General features: G+C 40.6%; 13 protein-coding genes and 1 pseudogene. 6 read left to right on the plus strand and 8 right to left on the minus strand.

All coding sequences use genetic code 11. The features are described 5' to 3' along the window. Window positions 1-236: 236 nt before the first annotated feature. The gene (locus HMPREF2086_RS09740; protein WP_023928664.1) at window positions 237-1,781 is read right to left on the minus strand and encodes a flagellin B; all 1,545 of its coding nucleotides are present in this window, start codon (window positions 1,779-1,781) and stop codon (window positions 237-239) included. 302 nt (window positions 1,782-2,083) lie between these two features. Continuing rightward, window positions 2,084-2,584 (minus strand): thiol peroxidase, encoded by a 501-nt coding sequence (gene tpx / locus HMPREF2086_RS09745; RefSeq protein WP_023928665.1) that lies wholly within the window; start codon window positions 2,582-2,584, stop codon window positions 2,084-2,086. 232 nt (window positions 2,585-2,816) lie between these two features. Here tpx and HMPREF2086_RS09750 point away from each other — a divergent pair, with 232 nt between their 5' ends. Then, the gene (locus HMPREF2086_RS09750; RefSeq protein ID WP_023928666.1) at window positions 2,817-4,331 is read left to right on the plus strand and encodes a PhoH family protein; all 1,515 of its coding nucleotides are present in this window, start codon (window positions 2,817-2,819) and stop codon (window positions 4,329-4,331) included. 156 nt (window positions 4,332-4,487) lie between these two features. Beyond that, complete coding sequence (locus HMPREF2086_RS09755; RefSeq protein ID WP_023928667.1) at window positions 4,488-5,276, plus strand: hypothetical protein; 789 nt, start codon at window positions 4,488-4,490, stop codon at window positions 5,274-5,276. 248 nt (window positions 5,277-5,524) lie between these two features. On the opposite strand, the gene HMPREF2086_RS11055 is transcribed toward HMPREF2086_RS09755, so the two are convergent. After that, entirely contained in the window at window positions 5,525-6,244 is a 720-nt protein-coding gene (locus tag HMPREF2086_RS11055; protein ID WP_023928668.1) for a SixA phosphatase family protein, read from the minus strand. A 162-nt stretch (window positions 6,245-6,406) separates the two neighbouring features. Beyond that, entirely contained in the window at window positions 6,407-7,291 is an 885-nt protein-coding gene (locus HMPREF2086_RS09765; RefSeq protein WP_023928669.1) for a hypothetical protein, read from the minus strand. Window positions 7,292-8,133: 842 nt separating this feature from the next. On the opposite strand from HMPREF2086_RS09765, the gene HMPREF2086_RS09775 reads away from it, so the two are divergent. After that, complete coding sequence (locus HMPREF2086_RS09775; protein WP_023928671.1) at window positions 8,134-9,351, plus strand: pyridoxal phosphate-dependent aminotransferase; 1,218 nt, start codon at window positions 8,134-8,136, stop codon at window positions 9,349-9,351. A 448-nt stretch (window positions 9,352-9,799) separates the two neighbouring features. On the opposite strand, the gene groL is transcribed toward HMPREF2086_RS09775, so the two are convergent. Then, window positions 9,800-11,440 carry a chaperonin GroEL gene (gene groL, locus HMPREF2086_RS09780; protein ID WP_023928673.1) on the minus strand — a complete coding sequence of 547 codons (1,641 nt, stop codon included), beginning with the start codon at window positions 11,438-11,440 and terminating at the stop codon, window positions 9,800-9,802. A 30-nt stretch (window positions 11,441-11,470) separates the two neighbouring features. Then, window positions 11,471-11,737: pseudogene (gene groES, locus HMPREF2086_RS09785) on the minus strand (co-chaperone GroES); the annotation flags it as partial. Between the two features lie 349 nt (window positions 11,738-12,086). On the opposite strand from groES, the gene HMPREF2086_RS09790 reads away from it, so the two are divergent. After that, window positions 12,087-13,259 carry an Mrp/NBP35 family ATP-binding protein gene (locus HMPREF2086_RS09790; RefSeq protein WP_023928676.1) on the plus strand — a complete coding sequence of 391 codons (1,173 nt, stop codon included), beginning with the start codon at window positions 12,087-12,089 and terminating at the stop codon, window positions 13,257-13,259. A 341-nt stretch (window positions 13,260-13,600) separates the two neighbouring features. Here HMPREF2086_RS09790 and HMPREF2086_RS09795 read toward each other — a convergent pair whose 3' ends face one another. Together HMPREF2086_RS09795 and HMPREF2086_RS09800 are read right to left on the minus strand one after the other, a co-directional pair. Then, on the minus strand, window positions 13,601-15,256 hold the full coding sequence (locus tag HMPREF2086_RS09795; protein ID WP_023928678.1) for a cation acetate symporter: 1,656 nt from the start codon (window positions 15,254-15,256) through the stop codon (window positions 13,601-13,603). Continuing rightward, the gene (locus HMPREF2086_RS09800) at window positions 15,253-15,654 is read right to left on the minus strand and encodes a DUF485 domain-containing protein (protein ID WP_023928679.1); all 402 of its coding nucleotides are present in this window, start codon (window positions 15,652-15,654) and stop codon (window positions 15,253-15,255) included. The genes HMPREF2086_RS09795 and HMPREF2086_RS09800 overlap by 4 nt, the downstream gene beginning before the upstream one ends. A gap of 417 nt (window positions 15,655-16,071) precedes the next feature. Between HMPREF2086_RS09800 and secA the strand changes: the two genes are divergently transcribed. Both secA and HMPREF2086_RS09810 read left to right on the plus strand, forming a co-directional pair. After that, window positions 16,072-18,723, plus strand: a complete 2,652-nt coding sequence (gene secA / locus HMPREF2086_RS09805) for a preprotein translocase subunit SecA (protein WP_023928680.1) — start codon at window positions 16,072-16,074, stop codon at window positions 18,721-18,723. A gap of 72 nt (window positions 18,724-18,795) precedes the next feature. After that, window positions 18,796-20,202 (plus strand): ABC transporter permease, encoded by a 1,407-nt coding sequence (locus HMPREF2086_RS09810; protein WP_023928682.1) that lies wholly within the window; start codon window positions 18,796-18,798, stop codon window positions 20,200-20,202. Window positions 20,203-20,280: the final 78 nt, after the last annotated feature.

Here is a 20,280-nt window from a genome sequence, read left to right on the forward strand (position 1 = left end):
GTAAATCAAAAAAGCAAATATTTTTCTACATTATGAAATTTTTTATCATAACTATATTGTGGGGGTATTGCAAAGTTGATTCTAGCCTGCTTTTGATAGAGTCGCTAAAAAAGTGCAAAAAAGATTTCATAGAATCAACGCAAGGTTTTGCAAAGAATCAAAAAAAAGTCAAAGAAGTTTTGCTTTGTAGATTTTAGACTAAAACCTACAAAGCAATAGATTATGCAATCAAAAATCTACTGAAGTAGTCTAAGCACATTTTGTTGCACTGCATTTGCTTGCGCCATAGCGAAGCTACCGCTTTGTGCCAAAATGTTGTGTTTAGAGAAGTTCGCTGATTCACTAGCGAAATCCACTTCACGGATTTGAGATTCTGCCGCTTTGACATTGACTTGCGTTACAGATACATTATTTACCGTTACGACTAATTGTAGCTGGACAGAGCCTATGTCGGCGCGGATTTTGTCAAGCTGTGCTCGCGCAGAATCTGCCATATCCATAACAAGCATCGCACCTTTTAGCGTGGTTACGCCCGCACCGATACCTTTCCAATTCAAGTCCGCTTGGGCAACATTGCCATTTGCGCCATAGGCACTTGCGACATTTGCACCAAAGATTCCCCTTAGCTCACGCAAGTTTGCGGTGTATTCTGCTGTGCCTTGTGCGGAGTGGAATCCCACGTGGCTATAATTTACCCCACTTACCAAAATATCACGCGCATCTGTGCGGATAAGTGTCAAGCGTCCGATGATGGCGTGATTCCACCCTGATATGCCGTTGAAATCCCCACCACCAAAGACATTTGCCGCATCGCCCTCTGCGTGGATTTGTATCGCTCTGCCATCTGGTGCAGAGAGGTTTAGCCGTCCTGTGATGTCAAGGTAGGCTAGCACGCCTGTGCGCTCTTTTACACTATTTATTGCATTGATTAGTCGTCCATCAGAGTCGTTTTTGCGGACATCATTTACAGTTCCTATTGTTGTGCCGTTGATAACTAGCTTTTCTACCGTGCCAGACATTACAGGGTCTACACTTGTAGCTAGCACATTATAAGCCGAGCGGATACCAAGCGTGTCGGAAAATTTGTTTATGATTTCACTTAAGTGTCCCACACCCATACCTGCAGAAGTAGAGATTTTGCAAGTTTCTAGCTCATAGCTATTTAGCCCATCGACTTCTCTAAAGTTTAGAGCGACTTCGGTAAGGTTTTTGCCCGCAGCACTTGCTAGCATTCCCGTGCCAAGAATAGAGGAGGATTCCATACGGACGTGTCCAATCTTATCTGAGCTTGTAGGTCCGATAGAGGCTTTTACTGTGGTATTTGAATACGCACCGATTTGGAATTCTTTGTTAGAAAAAGAGCCAGAGAGCATTTGCTGCCCGTTGAAGCTTGTCGTATTTGCGATATTATCTAGCTCCTCTAGTAGTCGCTGAATATCTGCTTGCAACGCGCGGCGAGATTCCAAAGTCTGTCCATCTTGCGCTGCTTGGATAGCCTTTGTCTTTATGGTATCCAAAATCTTAATTTGCTCATCCATAGCTTTGTCGGCTACTTGTATCATACCGATAGCATCATTGGCATTTCTTATCGCCTGTCCTAAGCTCTCGCTCTGACTTCGCAGACTATCGGCAATCGCCATACCTGAAGCATCATCGGCTGCCTTGTTGATTCTAAGCCCCGAGCTAAGTTTCTCTAGCGAGCTTGCGAGCAATCTATTGTTCTCTACGCCTGTGGTGTGCGCATTTAGCGCAGCAATGTTCGTGTTTATCCTGAAACTCATTTGCATCCTTCGCGGTGGAATTTGGCAAATGAGTAAAGCAAGCAGTGTTCCAAAAATTTAAAGTAAATGGATTTTTGTCGATAGTCGGCACGGATTTTGGGTGCGTGGATTTATGTAGAGTTTTATTTAGATTTCGCACGAAAGCGACGTTAAAAAATACAAAACAACTACAAACAAAACAAACGCAATCAATTTAAAAAAAAACAAGCAAAAAAGAAATAGCAAAATAAAGTAGAAAAGCAAAAAGAAGTTCGCATAGATTCTAGCAAAGCTAAAATCTATGCTTTTTTAGAAGCTAGTGATTAGGATTTTGCAGCTTGAAGGGCAGAATCATAGTCTGGCTCTTTGTTGATTTCCTCGCAGATTTCTTGGTAGATGACTTTCCCTTTTTCATCTAGGACAATCACCGCACGAGTAAGTAGCCCTTTTAGCGGAGTATTGGCAAGCAAAAGCCCATACTCTTTTCCAAATGCTTTTTCCATAAAGTCGCTTGCTACAACGATATTGTCGATATTTTCTACCGCGCAAAATCTACCTGCACCAAAAGGCAAATCCATACTTACTACAAACACCACCGCATTTGACAAGCTAGCAGCCTCTTTGTTAAATCGTTTTGTCTGAATCTGACAAATCCCTGTATCAAGGCTTGGGACAACATTGATGATTTGCTTTTTGCCAAGTGCGCCACCGACTTTGATGTGGTTCAAATCCTTATCAACAAGCTCGATTTGTGGGGCAATATCACCGACTTTGAGTTGTTTGCCTACAAGACTTGCAGGACTTCCTTTAAAAGTTACCGACATTTTGTCTCCTTTTTATGAGTTTTTTAGAATCACAATGTTACAATTTTTGCGTTCTATACACGATAGTGGCTAATCTTTAGCAAAACCAAAATCTAGCGCAAAAACTAGCGTTGTTATGATTTTGCCCTAAGATAGAGTAGCACACCACATAGCTTACAGCCAGCTAGAATTGTAACAAAATAAATCTAAATGCACACTAAATCGACAATATAAAACCAAAAAGGAACAAAAATTGAGCAAAAAATCCTACCTTATTGACACTTCTGTTATCCTAGATGACCCACAAAACCTTATCTACCTTTACCAAAACGCCAAAAACACACTATTTATAAGCGACATTGTCCTAGATGAGCTTGACAAAAAAAAGACTTCTAGCGAGGTTGGATTTTTCGCTAGGGAGTTTTTCCGCAATATCATCGATGAGGGAGAATCAACCAAAGGCTTAGCTAGCCAAAATCCGCCAATCAAAACCGCAAATAAAGCAAAATCCCAAAATCTAACAAAAACCGATTTTGCTAAGATTTTGCCATTGGAGGGGGATTTTTTTCGTGTGGTGCACTATGAAGTGCGAGCCACCTCCTCTATAAGCAGGGCAAATGCCAAAACCACCACTATCCCACTAATCATAATCTTTCGTCAAAACTATCAAACCAAATCCCTAGAATATGGGCTAAATGACGCTAGAATCGCAGAAATCGCCAAAGACTACAACCTAATCTTGCTTACAAATGACATTTCGCTAAAGATTCGCTGCCTTGCGCGAAATATCAAGGCAGAATCGCTATTTCGCGACCGCGTAGAAAATCCAAGTGATATTGACTTTTGGCATAAGTTTTTGCTACACAAAGACGCCGATATAGCCACGCTAGAAAAAAGCAAAGAGTTCAAATCCCTTAGCCAATGGAGTCTTATCCAAATTGATGAGCAAGACAACACCGATAGTTCGCTATACCTCACAGGCAAAAAGCGATTTGGCATAAAGGTGGGTAGTAGCTCTAGTGGGAGATTTGAAGAGCTAGAGCTAGACGCACTTATCAAAGAAGCAAACCCATATATCACGCCTATGAATCTAGAGCAAAAAATGCTTTTTGCTATGCTAATCCATAAGCAAAATATCGCTACTATCGCCACAGGCTCGACAGGCTCTGGCAAAACCCTAATTGCACTTCAAGCAGGAATCTACTTGCAAAAAGAGGGCATAGTCGATGGGATAATCTACCTGCGAAACACCGTAACAGCTAGCGATAAAGAAGCCGAGCTAGGATTTCGCAAAGGCGATGAGGAGCAAAAGCTAGGGTATTTTATGTATCCACTATATAGTGCGATAAATTTCACTATTGATTCCCTGCAATCAACTTCTATGAAAAATTACATAGAATATCGAGGCGATGTAAATACTATTCACAAAGAGGATGCCACAGAATATTTCCTAAAAAAGCATAATATCCAAGTGGTGGATATAGCCCACGCTCGCGGTATCACTATCCGCAAAAAGTTTGTCATATTTGATGAAGTCCAAAACGCTTCAAACGCGACAATCAAGCTTATAGGCACAAGACTTGGCGAGGATAGCAAAATCGTATTTTTGGGCGATTGGGCACAGATAGACCACCCATATTTAAGTAAATTTCGCAATGGCGCGGTAAGCCTACTTCAAAAGGCTTTGAGTGAGGATATAATCGCTGGGATTCAGCTAAGGCAGACGATACGAAGCAGTGTAGCGCAGTGGTTTGGGGAGAGTTTTTAGAGTTTTTTTTTATTTATTTTTTTGATTCTTTACTATGGTTTATCAAAAACATTTTGTCGCTTTTGTGGCGACATTTTTGATGGGCTTCACACGCCAAAATAGCGTGATATTTTGATATGGTATAATGCAAAATCTATATCAAAATAAGGAGTTCTTATGGCAATAAATGATGATTTTTCACAAGAGGGATTTATGGTTGCATATACAATGCTACTAAATGGAATAAATGGCATAAAGCTAAAAGCAGAGGTGTTTTGGGAATTTGCTAGAGAAGATAACGCAATGAGTGATTTAGTAGAGGCAGTAGAGCAAGCAAAAAGATTTGAAGTGCTATGTCACCAAAATGAGACACTACAAAATGCAATTACAAAAATCCAACAAATAGGGCAACAATACAAGAACTTAAAAATAGCGACACACAAAGAAGCAATAAACTGCCTAAAAAACCCCTCAAAAGAAGCGATGCAAAAATGCAACGAAGCATTGGCTAGGCTAGCACAGCAAATGAAAATCTACAATGAATCTTTGAGGGAATATATACAAACACTCAAAGATTCTACCATATCGCTAACAGACGGCACAGAGCTAAAAGTTGGAGTATTTTGGAAAATTGAGGAGGAGGATAGCGCACTTTTAGACTTGGCGATTAAGGTAGAGCAAGCACACGATGAATGTAGCCAACAAGACAAAATGACACAAAAGACACAAAGATTGTTAAAAAAAGTCCTGCAAACAACTAAACAAGTTAGAGCGAGCAGAAAAGCATTTCACAAAGCAGAGCTAGACTGCCTAAAAAACCCCTCAAAAGAAACAACACAAAAATGTAGTGAAGCATTGACTAGATTTAAAAATGTGATGAAAATCCATAGCCAAAATTTGCAAGAATATCTAGTAGCCTTAACATCTCTTAATAATCCTTTCAAAGAAGCAGATAAAGAAAAATAGAAAAAACATAGTCTAGCAAAACGCAAAATCCATTTTAGTGATTTTGGCAAAGCAACCTTAGGATATGCAATGCTAAGAATAGAAAACACTAAAGAATCAACAATCATAGATTTCAAAATAATGCCACAAAAAATAATGTCCTAAAAAGACAATACCTAAAGTGTAAAATTCTATAAATGTTGATTTTAGTGCTTATTATGTGGGGATTTTACGCGTTGGATTTTGTGGCTACTAGAATCTAGCAAAAACTAGGCTAAGTATTTTGGCAAATACTTAGGAGGGATAAAAAGCGATAGGGTAAATCCACCTTGCAGATTTTTTACTTTTGGTTTTTTCTTTAGCTCGATTATCACGCCTTTTGGGAATTCTAGCGCGTCCAAATGCGCTACCCCCAAAGCGTATTTGACAAATTCGCCCAAATCAGGCTCGTGCCCCACAAGCACGAGCGTTTGAGCTAGCTCATCATTTGCATATATCGCCTTTTCATATCCCTCTATCCCACAATCAGGCGAGATAAAATCACAAAGCTGACAAGGAACTTTTTTTAGCACTTTTGAGAGTGGTTTTATCGTTTGTATCGTGCGCTTAGCAGGAGAAGTAAGCACGCAAGAAATAGGAGTTTTTTGGGTATGCAAAAAATTTTGGACAAAGCTAGCTATATTTTCGCTTTGGATTTTGCCTTTTTTGGTAAGCGGGCGAAGCATATCATTATGCGGAGTTTTGGTGGTTTTGCACGATTTGGCAAATATCTCTCTATCCATACTATCAGCGTGGCGGATAAGGATTATTCTCTTTAGTTTTGCACTTAGGTTATTTGGCGATTTTTGGCTTTGTGAGGTGGTTTTTGTAGGGGTTTGAGTGGAGGTTTTGGCACTATCTTGTGAGGCATTTGCAGTGAAATCTTGTGTGAAATCTTTTGATACTGTTTGCAAAGAATGATTTGCGTGGGCTTGGACTTTAGCTGACATTTTCTACTTCCTTTTGGCTATTATTTTGTGCGGTGTTTTTGCTAAATCACAAAACACACGCCAAACATTGTAACAAAAATTTATAGATTTTGTCTTTTTAGATATGTAAAATCTTTATAAAATCTATTGCTACCAAATATCGCCAAATCACTACCAAAATCACTAAAATCCAACACCCATTTCAAGCGTTATGCTGATATTTTGTGAGTGCGGATAAGACACATTTGGTGCATTATCAAACGCCACCACACGCGAAGAATCCAAGTAATGATATATCGCACTTATTCGTCCATATAGTGATGCTTTTGCCCCTCTAGCGTCAAAAAGCCCTATAAATGCTTTTATCTCGTGGCTATTTGGGTTTATGCGCGAAGAAGTATCATTTGTTTTGTGCTCATTTGTGGGGAATTGTGGATTTGGGCGATAGGAGCTATAATTTCTAAAAATATATTCTCCATAGACTATGTAGCCATAAGAGATTCCATACTCTATGCCGATGGTGTCATTTAGATTTTGCAGGCTTGATAGGCTTGTGCCAAGCGATAGCAAAATCTTGGAGGGCATTTTGGAGTCTACTTCATAGATTTGTGAGCGAAAATTTACAAAAATATCAACAAAAATCGGGGTATCTAGCTGATATGCGTTTAGCCCAGCATATAGAGTGCCACTCACACCAAAGTGCAAAGAGGATTTTGCTAGGTTTGGGATAGCACTTGTAGAATTTGTGGCGTTCGTAGATTTTATGCTTGCACTTCCCAAGCCAAAATCAGCACTTCCACCGAAGCTAAACCACTCTTGCCACTTGCGAAAATGCACTGCAAAATATGCACCACCTTGAGTTAGGCTAGGGTTTGCGCCATTTATGCCTATCGCATCCACATATCCCCCTAAGCCAGCCTTTGTGTCCCTGCACCAAAAATCATTGCAAGAATACCCCGCTAATGCAAAAGAGTGCCAAAAGAATGCAAAAAAATACACCACCAAAATCTTGCCAAAAATACCATTGCAAAAGCTGCCACGATTTGATTTTGTAAAATAGCCTAGCATTTTGATTCCTTAAGACTTCAAGTATACAAAAAATTGTGAGAAAAAAAAACTACATAAAATCATACACCATTTTTGCTACCACTACCACGAACAGTAACGCAAAAATAATGACTATACCCATAAAATCTTTTGTAAAATACTTTGGATAATATTCCACAGAACATTTTGTGTTATTTTTTGCCACATTCCTTGCCTTTGTAACAATGTATAATAATCTCATCATATAGCCAAAACCACCTAAAGATAGTGCAAAGCAGATATAATTCAAGGCACTTAATGTAGGAACACTCAAGCGAGAATAATCAAAATCAATAAGAAAAAGTTGTGCAAAAATCAAGCACAAACACAAAAAAATATCACGCAATTTTGTGTATTTCCCAAACAAAAACCCAAAACATAGTGGCTGTGCAAATAACAAAAAATATGTGGTTTGGTATATCATTGTCCCTAATGTCGCGCTGGATAAAAACATTTTATTACCTTTATTTTGATTTGGATTAGCAAATGCTAACAGATTTTGGCAACTTTTGGCAAGCAAAATGATTATATTTTTTATAATTTTTGCTAATCAAGGATTTTTAAAGATTCTCTCAATGTCTAATACAAAATCAAACATACAAAAAATCAAATCAACAAAATAAAAACACGACAAATGATATTAAGGTGGCAAAATCTAGTTTTTGCTTAATTTTTATGATTTTGTATAGATTTAGCTTGTTTTTGCCTTGCTTTTGCTACAATCTAAAAATGTTTTTTTTGCTTGCAATTTTTTTGCACGATTTTTGGCACACTACACAGCCAAAAATGCCTTTTTAAATTCTACTTAACTCTAAGGAGCATATATGCAGCCCACTTACTCACGCAAAATCCAACACCTCCAAGAATCCGCTACTATCGCTATTTCTACACTTGCAAGAGAGCTAAAATCTCAAGGCAGGGATATTCTTAGCTTTTCTGCGGGCGAGCCAGATTTTGACACACCTCAAGCGATAAAAGATGAGGCAAAAAAGGCACTTGATAGCGGATTTACCAAATACACTGCCGTAGCAGGAATCCCCGAACTAAAGCAAGCTATCGCTGATAAGCTAAAGCGCGATAATGGGCTAGAATACAGCCCAAAAGAGATTTTGGTAAGCAATGGAGCGAAGCAATCGCTATTTAATGTATTTCAAGCCATAGTTGATGATGGCGATGAGGTGATTATCCCCGCTCCTTATTGGGTTACTTACCCCGAGATTGTCGAATATAGTGGTGGAAAAAGCGTCATTGTAGATACGGATTTCGCAAGTGGGTTTAAGCTAACGCCTGCTATGCTGCAAAAACATATCACGCCCAAGACAAAAGCTATCGTGCTTACTACGCCATCAAACCCCACAGGTATGGTGTATTCACGCGCCGAGCTAGAAGCGATAGCTTCGGTGCTAAAAGGCACAAATATTTGGATAATCGCTGATGAAATCTATGAAAAACTTGTCTATGATGGGAAGTTTTGCTCGGTGGGCTCGCTAGATTCTGCAAGTCTAGAGCGCACGATTACGATAAATGGACTTAGCAAATCCGTAGCGATGACAGGCTGGCGTATGGGCTATCTAGCGTGCAAGGACACACGCCTAGTCAAAATGATGGACAATCTACAAAGCCAATGCACTTCAAATATCAACTCTATCACTCAAAAAGCTGCCATAGTCGCGCTAAATGGTTTAGTAGACGCACAAATAGAATCTATGCGAGTAGCTTTTAAAAACCGCCGTGATATAGCCTGTGATAGCATAGGCAAAATCCCCCAGCTAAAAGTGCTAAAGCCACAAGGCTCGTTTTATCTATTTATCGACATAAATGGCGTAAGCGACACAAAACCAAGCCTAAAATCCAAATCATCTAGCGCGGAATCCAAAGTAGACTCTATGGAGTTTTGCAAGCAGTTGCTAGAATCTCAAGGTGTAGCACTTGTCCCGGGAAGTGCCTTTGGTGCTGAAGGATTTGTGCGAATGAGCTTTGCTTGCAATGAGGAGCAAATCATAGAGGGAATCAAGCGTATACAATGCTTTATCAATGAGTAGTCAATATGCTTTGAAATCATCATTTGCTTGATTTATTTTATAGCGTAGATTCTAAGAGTTTTGCATTTTGGAGTGGAGGGCTAAAAACTTAGATTTTAGGGTTTTTACTCAAAATGGCGGTGGAAATGTTGTGCAAAGGAATGTAGCACAAAAAGAGTAGGGCAGGGGGAGCATTGCTTGCATAACCTAATCATACTCATCGCAGTTTTGGTATTTTAGACTTTGTGCGATTTTGCTTAAAAACAAATATATTTTTGCATAGAATCGCTAGTGTGGGGTTTGGGTGTCAATTTAGATTTTATAGTTTGCAAAATAGATTTTATTTAAGTTTTTTTTTCAGCAAGTTTTTAGAGATTTTAGATTTTGCTAGTTTTGTAGGATTTTGAAGTCAAGGCTAGGACTATCTCCTAGCCTTTATTAAGAGGTGCTAAAGCATTATTAGGATTGATTACATCATTCCCATTCCGCCCATACCTCCCATTCCACCCATATCAGGCATTGCAGGGGCTGGCTTATCCTCTTTTATTTCGTTGATTGTCGCTTCTGTGGTAAGCATTAGGCTTGAGACAGATACAGCGTTTTGAAGTGCGATTCTCTCAACCTTTAGTGGGTCTATGATACCTGCTTTAAACATATTGCCGTATTTTCCGCTACTTGCATCAAACCCATAGCCATCTTCTTTTGTTTCTTCGATTTTATTTACCACCACACCCGCGTCAAATCCAGCATTTAGAGCGATTTGTGCTAGAGGTGCTTTGATAGCTCGCTTGATGATTTCATAGCCGATGAGCTCATCGCCTGTGAGTTTTAGGTTTACTTTTTGAGAGGCTTGGATAAGTGCTACGCCACCACCTGCGACTATACCCTCTTCTACGGCTGCTTTTGTCGCTGATAGCGCGTCATCTACTCTATCTTTTTTCTCTTTCATTTCTACTTCGCTTGCAGCACCGACTTTGATAACAGCTACGCCACCGCTAAGTTTTGCTAGTCTTTCTTGCAATTTTTCTCTGTCATAGTCGCTTGTAGTGTCTGCGATTTGAGTTTTGATTTGAGCTACGCGAGATTTTACTTCTGCGGCTTTGCCTTTGCCATCGACTATGGTTGTGTTGTCTTTATCTACAACGATTCTAGCAGCTTGCCCCAAATCCGCGATTTCTGCACTTTCTAGATTTTTGCCCAGCTCCTCGCTTATGACTTGTCCGCCTGTGAGTATGGCTATGTCTTTTAGCATTTCCTTGCGTCTATCACCAAAGCCCGGAGCTTTTACCGCTGCGACATTTAGCACACCTCGAAGTTTGTTTACCACAAGTGTAGTTAGAGCTTCACCCTCTATATCTTCTGCAATGATAAGTAGTGGTTTGCCACTCTTCATTGTGGATTCTAGCAGTGGGAGAATATCTTTCATAGAAGAGATTTTTTTATCTGTAAGCAAGATATATGGATTTTCTAGTTGGATATTCATTTTATCTGCGTTTGTAACGAAGTAAGGGCTTAGGTAGCCTCTATCAAACTGCATTCCCTCTACTACTGTTAGTTCATCGTTGATTCCCTTTGCTTCCTCTACGGTGATTACGCCGTCTTTGCCGACTTTTTCCATAGCTTCTGCGATGAGGTTGCCGATAGTTTCATCAGAGTTTGCCGAGATAGTTGCCACTTGTGCGATTTCGCCTTTGCCACCGACTTTTTTGCTACCTTTTTTTAGCTCTTCAGTGATAGCTTGAGCTGCTTTGTCCATACCGCGCTTTACTTCGATAGGATTTGCACCTGCTGTGATATTGCGCAAGCCCTCTTTGAAAATGCTATATGCAAGCACAGTAGCAGTAGTTGTGCCATCTCCTGCCGCATCAGCTGTTTTGCTAGCGACTTCCTTGACAAGCTGTGCGCCCATATTCATTATAGGGTCTGCTAGCTCGACTTCTTTTGCCACAGTTACGCCGTCTTTTGTTATTGTTGGTGCACCATAGGATTTTTGGATAAGCACATTTCGTCCTCGTGGTCCCATTGTTACTTTGACAGCGTCATTTAGTTGCTTTACACCTTCGTATAGTTTGTTTCTAGCATTATCGCTAAATTTGATTTCTTTTGCCATTTGTTGCTCCTTATTTTAGATTTTACTTTAGGCTAAGACGCCTAGAATGTCTTTGGATTCTAGGACGATATATTCGACATTGTCTAGCTTGATTTCGCTTCCAGAGTATTTGCCAAACACGATTGTATCGCCCTCTTTTAGAGTTTTTTCTTCAGCGACTTTCGCGCTTATGGCTTTGACTTTGCCCATAAGCGGTTTTTCTTTTGCGTTATCAGGTATGATGATACCAGAGCTAGTTTTGCTCTCTTCTTCTAGTCTTTCGACTAGGACGCGTTCGCCAAGTGGTTTGAATTTCATTTGTTTCTCCTTTTAATGAGTGTTTATTTTACTTAAATCAGTTAGCACTAAATTAGCACTTGGATAATTTAAGTGCGATATTTTAGAAAATTTTTGGTTAATAAGTCAAGGATTTATATAAAAATTAGTAAGAAACTTTAGTCTAGTAAGCTAAAGAATAGTTATACTAATAATATCAAACTAGCGGTTAAATGCAAAAAAAAGCCCATAAAATCATAAGGCACAAAAAATCCCACAAAAATTTAGCAAAATTTAAGCAAATTTATCATACAAACTACGCGGTTTGCTACGATTTAGAGAGTAGATAAAGCCACTTTAACGCCAAACAAACACAACAAAAAGGACAAAAATGCAAATAACACAACAGCAAATAAAAGAGATTCTATCCCTTGTGATTTATCCACAATTTACCCAAGACATTGTAAGCTACGGCTTTGTAAAAGACATAAACATAAGCGATGATGAAGTGCAAATATCCGTGCAGATTCCTTCACGAGATGAATCTGTGGCAAAGGCTTTGCACGATAATATAGAGCGCAAACTTCAAGAAGCGCAAATAAACGGGGTGCGACTAGAAGAAGCAGGCATAAAATCTATCCATATAGAAATCATTACCCCCACAAGCCCCAAAAGCACACAAGTAGACGCGCAAGCAAATACAAAATCTACCGCCCCAAATACCAAAAATTTTGACACTTCGCCAAATCCACAAAATCCCCAAAACGCACCCCACCAAAATCCACTCCAAAAAAACCTCCTCCCACAAGCAAAGCATTTCCTTATGATAAGCTCGGGCAAGGGTGGCGTAGGCAAATCCACCGTAGCGACAAATCTCGCCATAGCCCTTGCTATGCAGGGCAAAAAAGTCGGCTTGCTTGATGTGGATATTTATGGACCAAATATTCCTAGAATGTTTGGCGTGCAAGAAAAAAAGCCAGCACTTGATGAGAGTGGCAAAAGGCTTATCCCTATAAATGTCTATGGCGTGGATATAATGAGTATTGGGTTACTTTTTGGACAAGGTGAGAGCCTTATTTGGCGTGGACCGATTCTTATGCGTGCGATTTCCCAGCTATTTAGCGATGTGGCGTGGGAGGAAATGGATATAATGGTGCTTGATATGCCCCCGGGCACAGGAGATGCGCAGCTATCTATCGCACAGAGTGTGCCTCTAAGTGCAGGAATAGCCATAAGCACACCACAGCTTGTAAGCCTAGATGATGGAGCTCGTTGCCTTGATATGTTTGCCAAGCTATCTATCCCCACTCTTGGAATCATCGAAAATATGAGTGGTTTTATCTGCCCCTGCTGTGGCGAAAAAAGCGATATTTTTAGCTCAAATGGCACAGATGAGCTAGCAAAAAAATACGACACAAAAGTGCTAGCCAAAATCCCCATAGATAGCACGATAGGCAAGGGCGGCGATGAGGGCAAGCCTGTGGTGTATTTCGCCCCAGATTCTAGCGTGGCAAAGATATATATGCAAGCAAGCATTGAAGTGATAGATTTTCTAAATAAGTAAAATTTTGGATTTAAGAATTTTTGGTTAGTGCTGATATTTTAGCCAAGCATTATAAAAAGTGGCAAAATCATTTAATTATGTAATCACAACTTGCTACACTTTAGAACTTCACTAAAAAATCCAAAAGTGTAGCAAGTCATAATCAGCGATTTTTTGCACTACTTAAATTTTCCTTGACTTGCAATGGATTTACAAAGCAGGGCAATGGCAAGAATACAACGATATGCAAGGCAAGGAATCTGCTACTAAATTCTATCGCAGTTCCTCGCCATTGCAAATAAGTGCAAAATAATCATAGATTAAGTGCAAGCAAGTGTAAACGCCACAAATACTCCAAACCCCTAATGCGCCACAGCTTCGCTTATGCCGATTCCACTTTGAGCGCGGAAGTCTTGCGCGGCAAATCCAGCCTTATCTTTAGCAGCTCTCTTGCTTAAATCTAGCTTTGATATTGCCCAAATCGCCACAAATGTCAGTGGCATAGAGAAAATCGCAGGGTGATTGTAGGGGAATATCGCGCTTTCAAAGCCTAGCACACTTACCCACACGCTAGGGCTTAGCACCACAAGTGCTAGCACAGCCACTAGCCCGATGATTCCGCCATATAGCACGCCATTTGTCGTTAGATTTTTCCAATAAATGCAAAGCAAAATGATTGGGAAATTCACGCTCGCAGCGATTGCAAAGGCTAGTCCCACCGTAAATGCGACATTTTGCCCCTCAAAGCCAAGCCCCAAAATGATAGCCAAAATCCCAAGAGAGATAGTCGCGCCTTTGGTTACGCGCATTTCAGTTTTTGGGTCGCATTTGCCGTCTTTGCAGACATTGACAAACAAATCGTGGCTTATCGCGCTCGCCCCTGAAATAGCAAGCCCTGCCACCACTGCCAAAATCGTAGCAAACGCCACCGCAGAGATAAAGCCTAGCAAAATATCCCCACCAAGCACTTTAGCAAGTAGCACAGCTTCCATATTTGGCGGGATTGTGAATTGCCCTTGCTCGTTTATAAAGTCTGGATTCCCGAGCAAAAAGGCAATCGCGCCAAAGCCGATGACAAAGGTAAGAATGTAGAAATACCCGATTAGCCCTGTGGCATAAAACACCGATTTTCGCGCTTCTTTGGCGTTTTTGACCGTAAAAAAGCGCATAAGGATATGAGGCAGTCCCGCCGTGCCAAACATCAGCGCAAGCCCTAGTGAAATCGCACTCACAGGGTCTGGTAAAAATGTGCCCGGCTCCATTATCGCCTCGCCTTTTGCGTGGTTTGCGATTGCCATTTCAAAGTAGCGCGCCAAATCAAATCCGCTTAAGTAGAGAATCATAATCGCCATAAATGTCGCTCCACCGAGCAATAAGCAGGCTTTGATGATTTGCACCCAAGTGGTGGCGTGCATTCCGCCAAAGGTTACATAGCAAATCATTAGGATTCCAACGATGATAACGGCATAAGAATAAGGCAGTCCAAAAAGCACTTGGATAAGCCCGCCTGCGCCCACCATTTGAGCGATTAGATAAAACACCACCACGCTTAAGCCAGAAATAGCCGAAATAGTGCGCACCTTTTTAGAATCTAGACGATACGCGATAATATCCGCAAAGGTGTATTTGCCTAAATTGCGGAATTTCTCTGCAATGAGAAATAGCACGATAGGCCACCCTACCAAAAATCCAATCGCATAAATCAGCCCATCAAAGCCATTTGCAAACACGAGCCCGACAATACCTAAAAAGCTCGCCGCGCTCATATAATCCCCCGCTATGGCAATGCCATTTTGCATTCCTGTGATATTGCCTCCAGCGGTGTAAAATCCTTGCGCGGATTGAGACTTTTTGCTCGAAAAATAGGTAATTCCAAGCGTGGCTAGCACAAAAACTAGAAACATTCCTATCGCAAAATAATTGCGCTCGCCCTGCGTGAGTGCGCTTGTATCAAGCCCTGCGGCAAATGAGCCACTAAGTGTGCCAAACAATGCAAACAATAAAAAGAGTTTTTTCATTTTGCACCTCCTTTGGTTTTTTGATTTTTGTCATTGGATTCCTCTTGGGATTTATCGCTAGATTCGCCCTTTATCATCGACTCTAGCGCGCCACTCTCTTGCAAATCCTCAATGATTTGCGCCTGCTCTTTGTCAAAGTATTTGTTCGCAAAAAGCGTGTAAATGCCCGTGCTAGCGATTGATATGACAATAATGCCAATGCCTAGCATAATGCCAAGCGTAATCGAGCTAGGTCCTAGCCGATAGCCCAGCACTTCGGGGAAAAATCCTACACTTGCGACAAACGCATAGTAACAAACCAAAATCACAAGCGAGAGATATATACAAAATTTATTTCTAAACGAAACAAATTTGTAAAATCTTGCTTTAGCGTCTTGGACGCTTGCTACTTTTCTCATCTTTTCTCCTTTTGTTTTTAGATTTCACCTTAGCTTTTCGCACAAGGCTTGCTAAAGTGTAAAGATTTTTTTACCATTTTGCAAAATAAAGTAACAAAAAATGATGAAAAAATCACATAGTGTTTCTAAAAGTAATATTTTTATGTAGATTTTATGTATTTTTTAAGGATTTTTTGGCTTTTGCGTTTTGTTATTTTATAGCTAGCAAATATTTAAATACAAAAAATCTCTAAGAAATAAGCCTAAAGAAAAATGCCAAACACAACAAGATTTTTATTTGGATTATTTTTGCAGAGTGATTTCTAACAAAATCTTTAACCAAACTAAAATCTGCATTAAACGCTAATTAAAGATATTTTGACTATAATTCCCTAATCTTTTGCCTTTTTGGCAAATCCTTAATAACAAGGTCGCACTATGCTTAAAACACTTTTTGGAAATATCATTAGCTCCCGCAATGACAAACTTGTAAAAAAATACCACAAGCGAGTAGAATCCATAAACGCCCTAGAACCAAGCCTAAAATCCCTTAGTGATAGCGAATTACAAGAGCGATTTGCCCATCTAAAATCTCGCGTCCAAGAGAGCATCGCTACGCATTCCAAAGCTGATAAGCACGGCAATCTAGACACCAAAAAAGCACTACACTACGCACTAGATTCTGTGCTTGAAGAGTGCTTTGCTATCACGCGTGAAGCAAGTGTGCGCACACTTGGTATGAGGCATTTTGATGTCCAGCTCATCGGTGGAATGGTGCTAAATGACGGGCGAATCGCAGAGATGAAAACGGGCGAGGGCAAAACCCTTGTCGCCACACTTGCTGTATGTCTAAACGCACTAAGTGGCAAAGGCGTGCATATCGTAACGGTAAATGACTATCTTGCTGCTAGAGATGCAAGCGATATGGGAGCTTTGTATGAGTTTTTGGGATTTAGCGTGGGGGTAATCACTAGCACAGACAAAGGCGAGGGAGAGAGACTAGAAACCTACTCAAAAGACATAGTCTATGGCACAAACAATGAATTTGGATTTGACTATTTGCGTGATAATATGAAATACAACCTAGAATCCAAAGTCCAAAAACACCACGCTTATGCTATCATCGATGAGGTGGATTCTATCCTCATAGATGAAGCACGCACGCCACTTATCATCTCTGGACCTGCCAATCGCAAAATGGAAAACTACCAATCCGCCGACAAAGTAGCAAAATCCCTCAAAGCCGAGATAGATTTCACTATCGATGAAAAAAATCGCGTGATTTTAATCACAGAGGAGGGAATCAAAAAAGCTGAACAAGCCTTTGGCGTAGAAAATCTATACAGCATAGAAAATGCCGCACTCTCTCATCATCTAGACCAAGCACTTAAAGCAAATTATTTGTTTTTCAAAGACAAAGACTATGTCGTGCAAGGTGGCGAAAATGGCGATGAAATCGTAATCGTAGATGAATTTACAGGGCGACTAAGTGAGGGGAGGAGGTTTAGCGAGGGGCTACACCAAGCACTAGAGGCAAAAGAGGGCGTGCAGATAAAAGAAGAAAGCCAAACGCTAGCAGACATTACTTTCCAAAACTACTTTCGCCTATATGACAAGCTAGCAGGTATGACAGGCACAGCACAGACTGAAGCGAGCGAGTTTTTGCAGATTTATAATCTAGAAGTCATCTCAATCCCAACAAATGTGCCGATTTTGCGCAAGGATTTGAATGACTTGATTTACAAAAGCGAGAGAGAGAAATTTAACGCTGTGCTAGAAAAAATAAAAGAGCTTTACTCCAAAGGACAGCCCGTGCTTGTCGGCACTGCAAGTATTGAAAAAAGCGAAGTCTTGCACGAACTGCTAAAAAAGCAAAAAATCCCACACACCGTGCTAAACGCTAAGCAACACACAAAAGAAGCCGAAATCATCAAAGACGCAGGGCTAAAGGGAAGCGTAACAATCGCTACAAATATGGCAGGAAGAGGCGTGGATATAAAGATAAATGACGAAGTCAAAGAGCTAGGCGGGCTATATATCATCGGCACAGAGCGACACGAAAGTCGCAGAATCGACAATCAGCTTCGCGGACGAAGTGGCAGGCAGGGCGACCCGGGGGTAAGTCAATTTTATTTAAGCCTAGAGGATTCTTTGCTAAGAATCTTTGGCAGCGATAAGTTAAAAGGCATTATGGAAAAGCTAGGGCTAAAAGATGGCGAGCATATTGAGTCAGGGCTTGTAACGCGCTCGGTGCAAAATGCGCAAAAAAAGGTAGAAAATCTACACTTTGAGTCTCGCAAGCACTTACTAGAATACGATGATGTCGCAAATGAGCAACGAAAAAGCGTGTATAAATTCCGCAATGAACTCCTTGATAGTGAATTTGATATGAGTGAGCGAGTGGAGCAAAACCGCACTCTTGCGCTAGAGAGGGCGTTTGAGCAAGTGAGGGCAAATAGTGATGATGGCTCTGTAAATATTGATTCTCTTAGCAAAGTCTTGCAAGATGAGTTTGGATTTGAGGGTGATATATCTAGACTAGATTCCCAAAACGAGCTAGCACTATTTGATGAAGTGCTAAGCGTGATAACGCAAGAGTATGAAACCAAAATGTCAAAGCTCCCCCCCAATCGCAAAAACGAAATCGAGCGAATCATTTACCTGCAAGTGCTTGATAACGAATGGCGCGAGCATCTCTACACAATGGATACGCTAAAGACAGGCATAGGACTGCGCGGATACAACCAAAAAGACCCGCTTGTCGAATACAAAAAAGAAAGCTACAATCTTTTTATAGAGCTGATAGAATCCATAAAATACCAAGCCATAAAAATGCTTCATATCATTGAGCTAGTGGAGACAAAGGATTCTAGCGAGCAAACCCAAGAGATTATTGAGGATTTGCAAACACCTGAAAATGAGCTAGCCTACAACACCGATGAACTAGAATCTAGCTCAATAAGTGGTGCGGATTCTAAGCCATTTGGACGCAAAGTCTCTAGAAATGAGCCTTGTCCGTGCGGTAGTGGCAAAAAGTTTAAACTCTGCCACGGCAAAAGCGGACCAAAAAAGGGAATGCTTGCAAAATAACCTAAGCAATAAAATCTAAGCCAACAAAAATCTAGCCAACAAAAATCTAGCAAACCTAAATAAAGTAGCCAAATGCCAAAACACCAAGACTTCACGCTAGAATCCCTAGCAAAATCCTCTAATGCAGGCAAAGCACATAGTAAAGCAAAATGTCTACCTGCATTTTTGCATCGCAAATTTTTGCGCTTCGATAAAACACAACCATTTATCTCTATCACGGCGATTTTGGCGTTTCTTGGGATTGGCATAGGGGTAATGGTGCTAGTGGTGGCTATGGCGATAATGAATGGAATGAGTAAAGAATTTGAAAAGCGATTGTTTGTGATGAGCTATCCGCTTACACTTCATTCGCTAAATCGCTCTGGCGTGCCTCGTGCCCTGCTAGATAGCCTAGAGAAGCACTTCCCAAATCTAGCCTTTAGCCCCTATATCTCTGCCCAAAGTGTCGCCAAAATCGATGGTTCAATGGAAGCTGGCATAGTTTTTGGCATAGATGCCAAAAGAGAAGCGAGGATAAACCCCGTCTTTGCAAATGCTTTCATAAAAAATACCTTTGAGAATAATGTCTTTGAGGACAAATCTCTAGAGACAAACCCAAATCTAAATCCACAGACAAATCCCACTCTTGCTTCTGCCCTAGAGTCTTTCTCTCAAAATCGCTTTGCAATCATCATTGGCAATAGCATTATAGATTCTCACTTCCTTGAGAAAGGGGACAAAATCACGCTATATTTTACGCGACTAGAGCCCACAGGGCTAGTGCTAAGCCCTACGATGAAGCGATTTAGCCTTTTTGGTGGATTTAGCTCTGGGATAAGTGCGTATGACACTGCCTATATGTATGCAAATATTGAAGCAATCGCAGCGGTAAAAAACCGCCCTACTGATATTTTTGATGGGATTCATATCCATTCATCAAAGCCTATGGAGGACATAGCTCCTTTGAGGGTGTTTCTTAGCTCCAAAGAGGGGATAGAGATAGGCAAAATCTATGGTGGCAAATACACCATAGAGGGCTGGTGGCAAAAAAATAGCAATCTTTTTGCCGCTATGGATTTAGAAAAAAATGTGCTTTTTATCGTGCTAATGCTTATTATACTAATGGCAAGCCTAAATATCATAAGCTCACTTCTAATGGTAGTGATGAATCGCCGCAAAGAAATCGCCCTGCTTCTAAGTCTAGGTGCGAGCAAAGCCGAAATCAAAAAGACATTTTTCTATCTAGGCATTACTATTGGATTTTGTGGAATCGCCTTTGGAATCGTGCTTAGTGGTGTGGTGCTGTGGGTGCTAGATACTTTCCCTATCATAAGCCTGCCCGCTGATGTCTATGGCGTGAGTAAGCTACCGCTTGATTTAAGTGTGCTTGACTTCATCGCTACAATCATAGGCGCGAGTATCATCGTGTGCCTCTCATCTTTTTATCCCGCCAAAAAGGCAAGCGAGATTGACGCCTTAGTCGTTTTAAGAAATGAATGATGAGATTATTTAGCTTTTTGATATTGTCATATTAAGTTTTCTTGCTATATTTGAGATTTTACAAAAAGCAAAAATATC

The organism is Helicobacter macacae MIT 99-5501 (assembly GCF_000507845.1).
GTDB lineage: Bacteria > Campylobacterota > Campylobacteria > Campylobacterales > Helicobacteraceae > Helicobacter_B > Helicobacter_B macacae.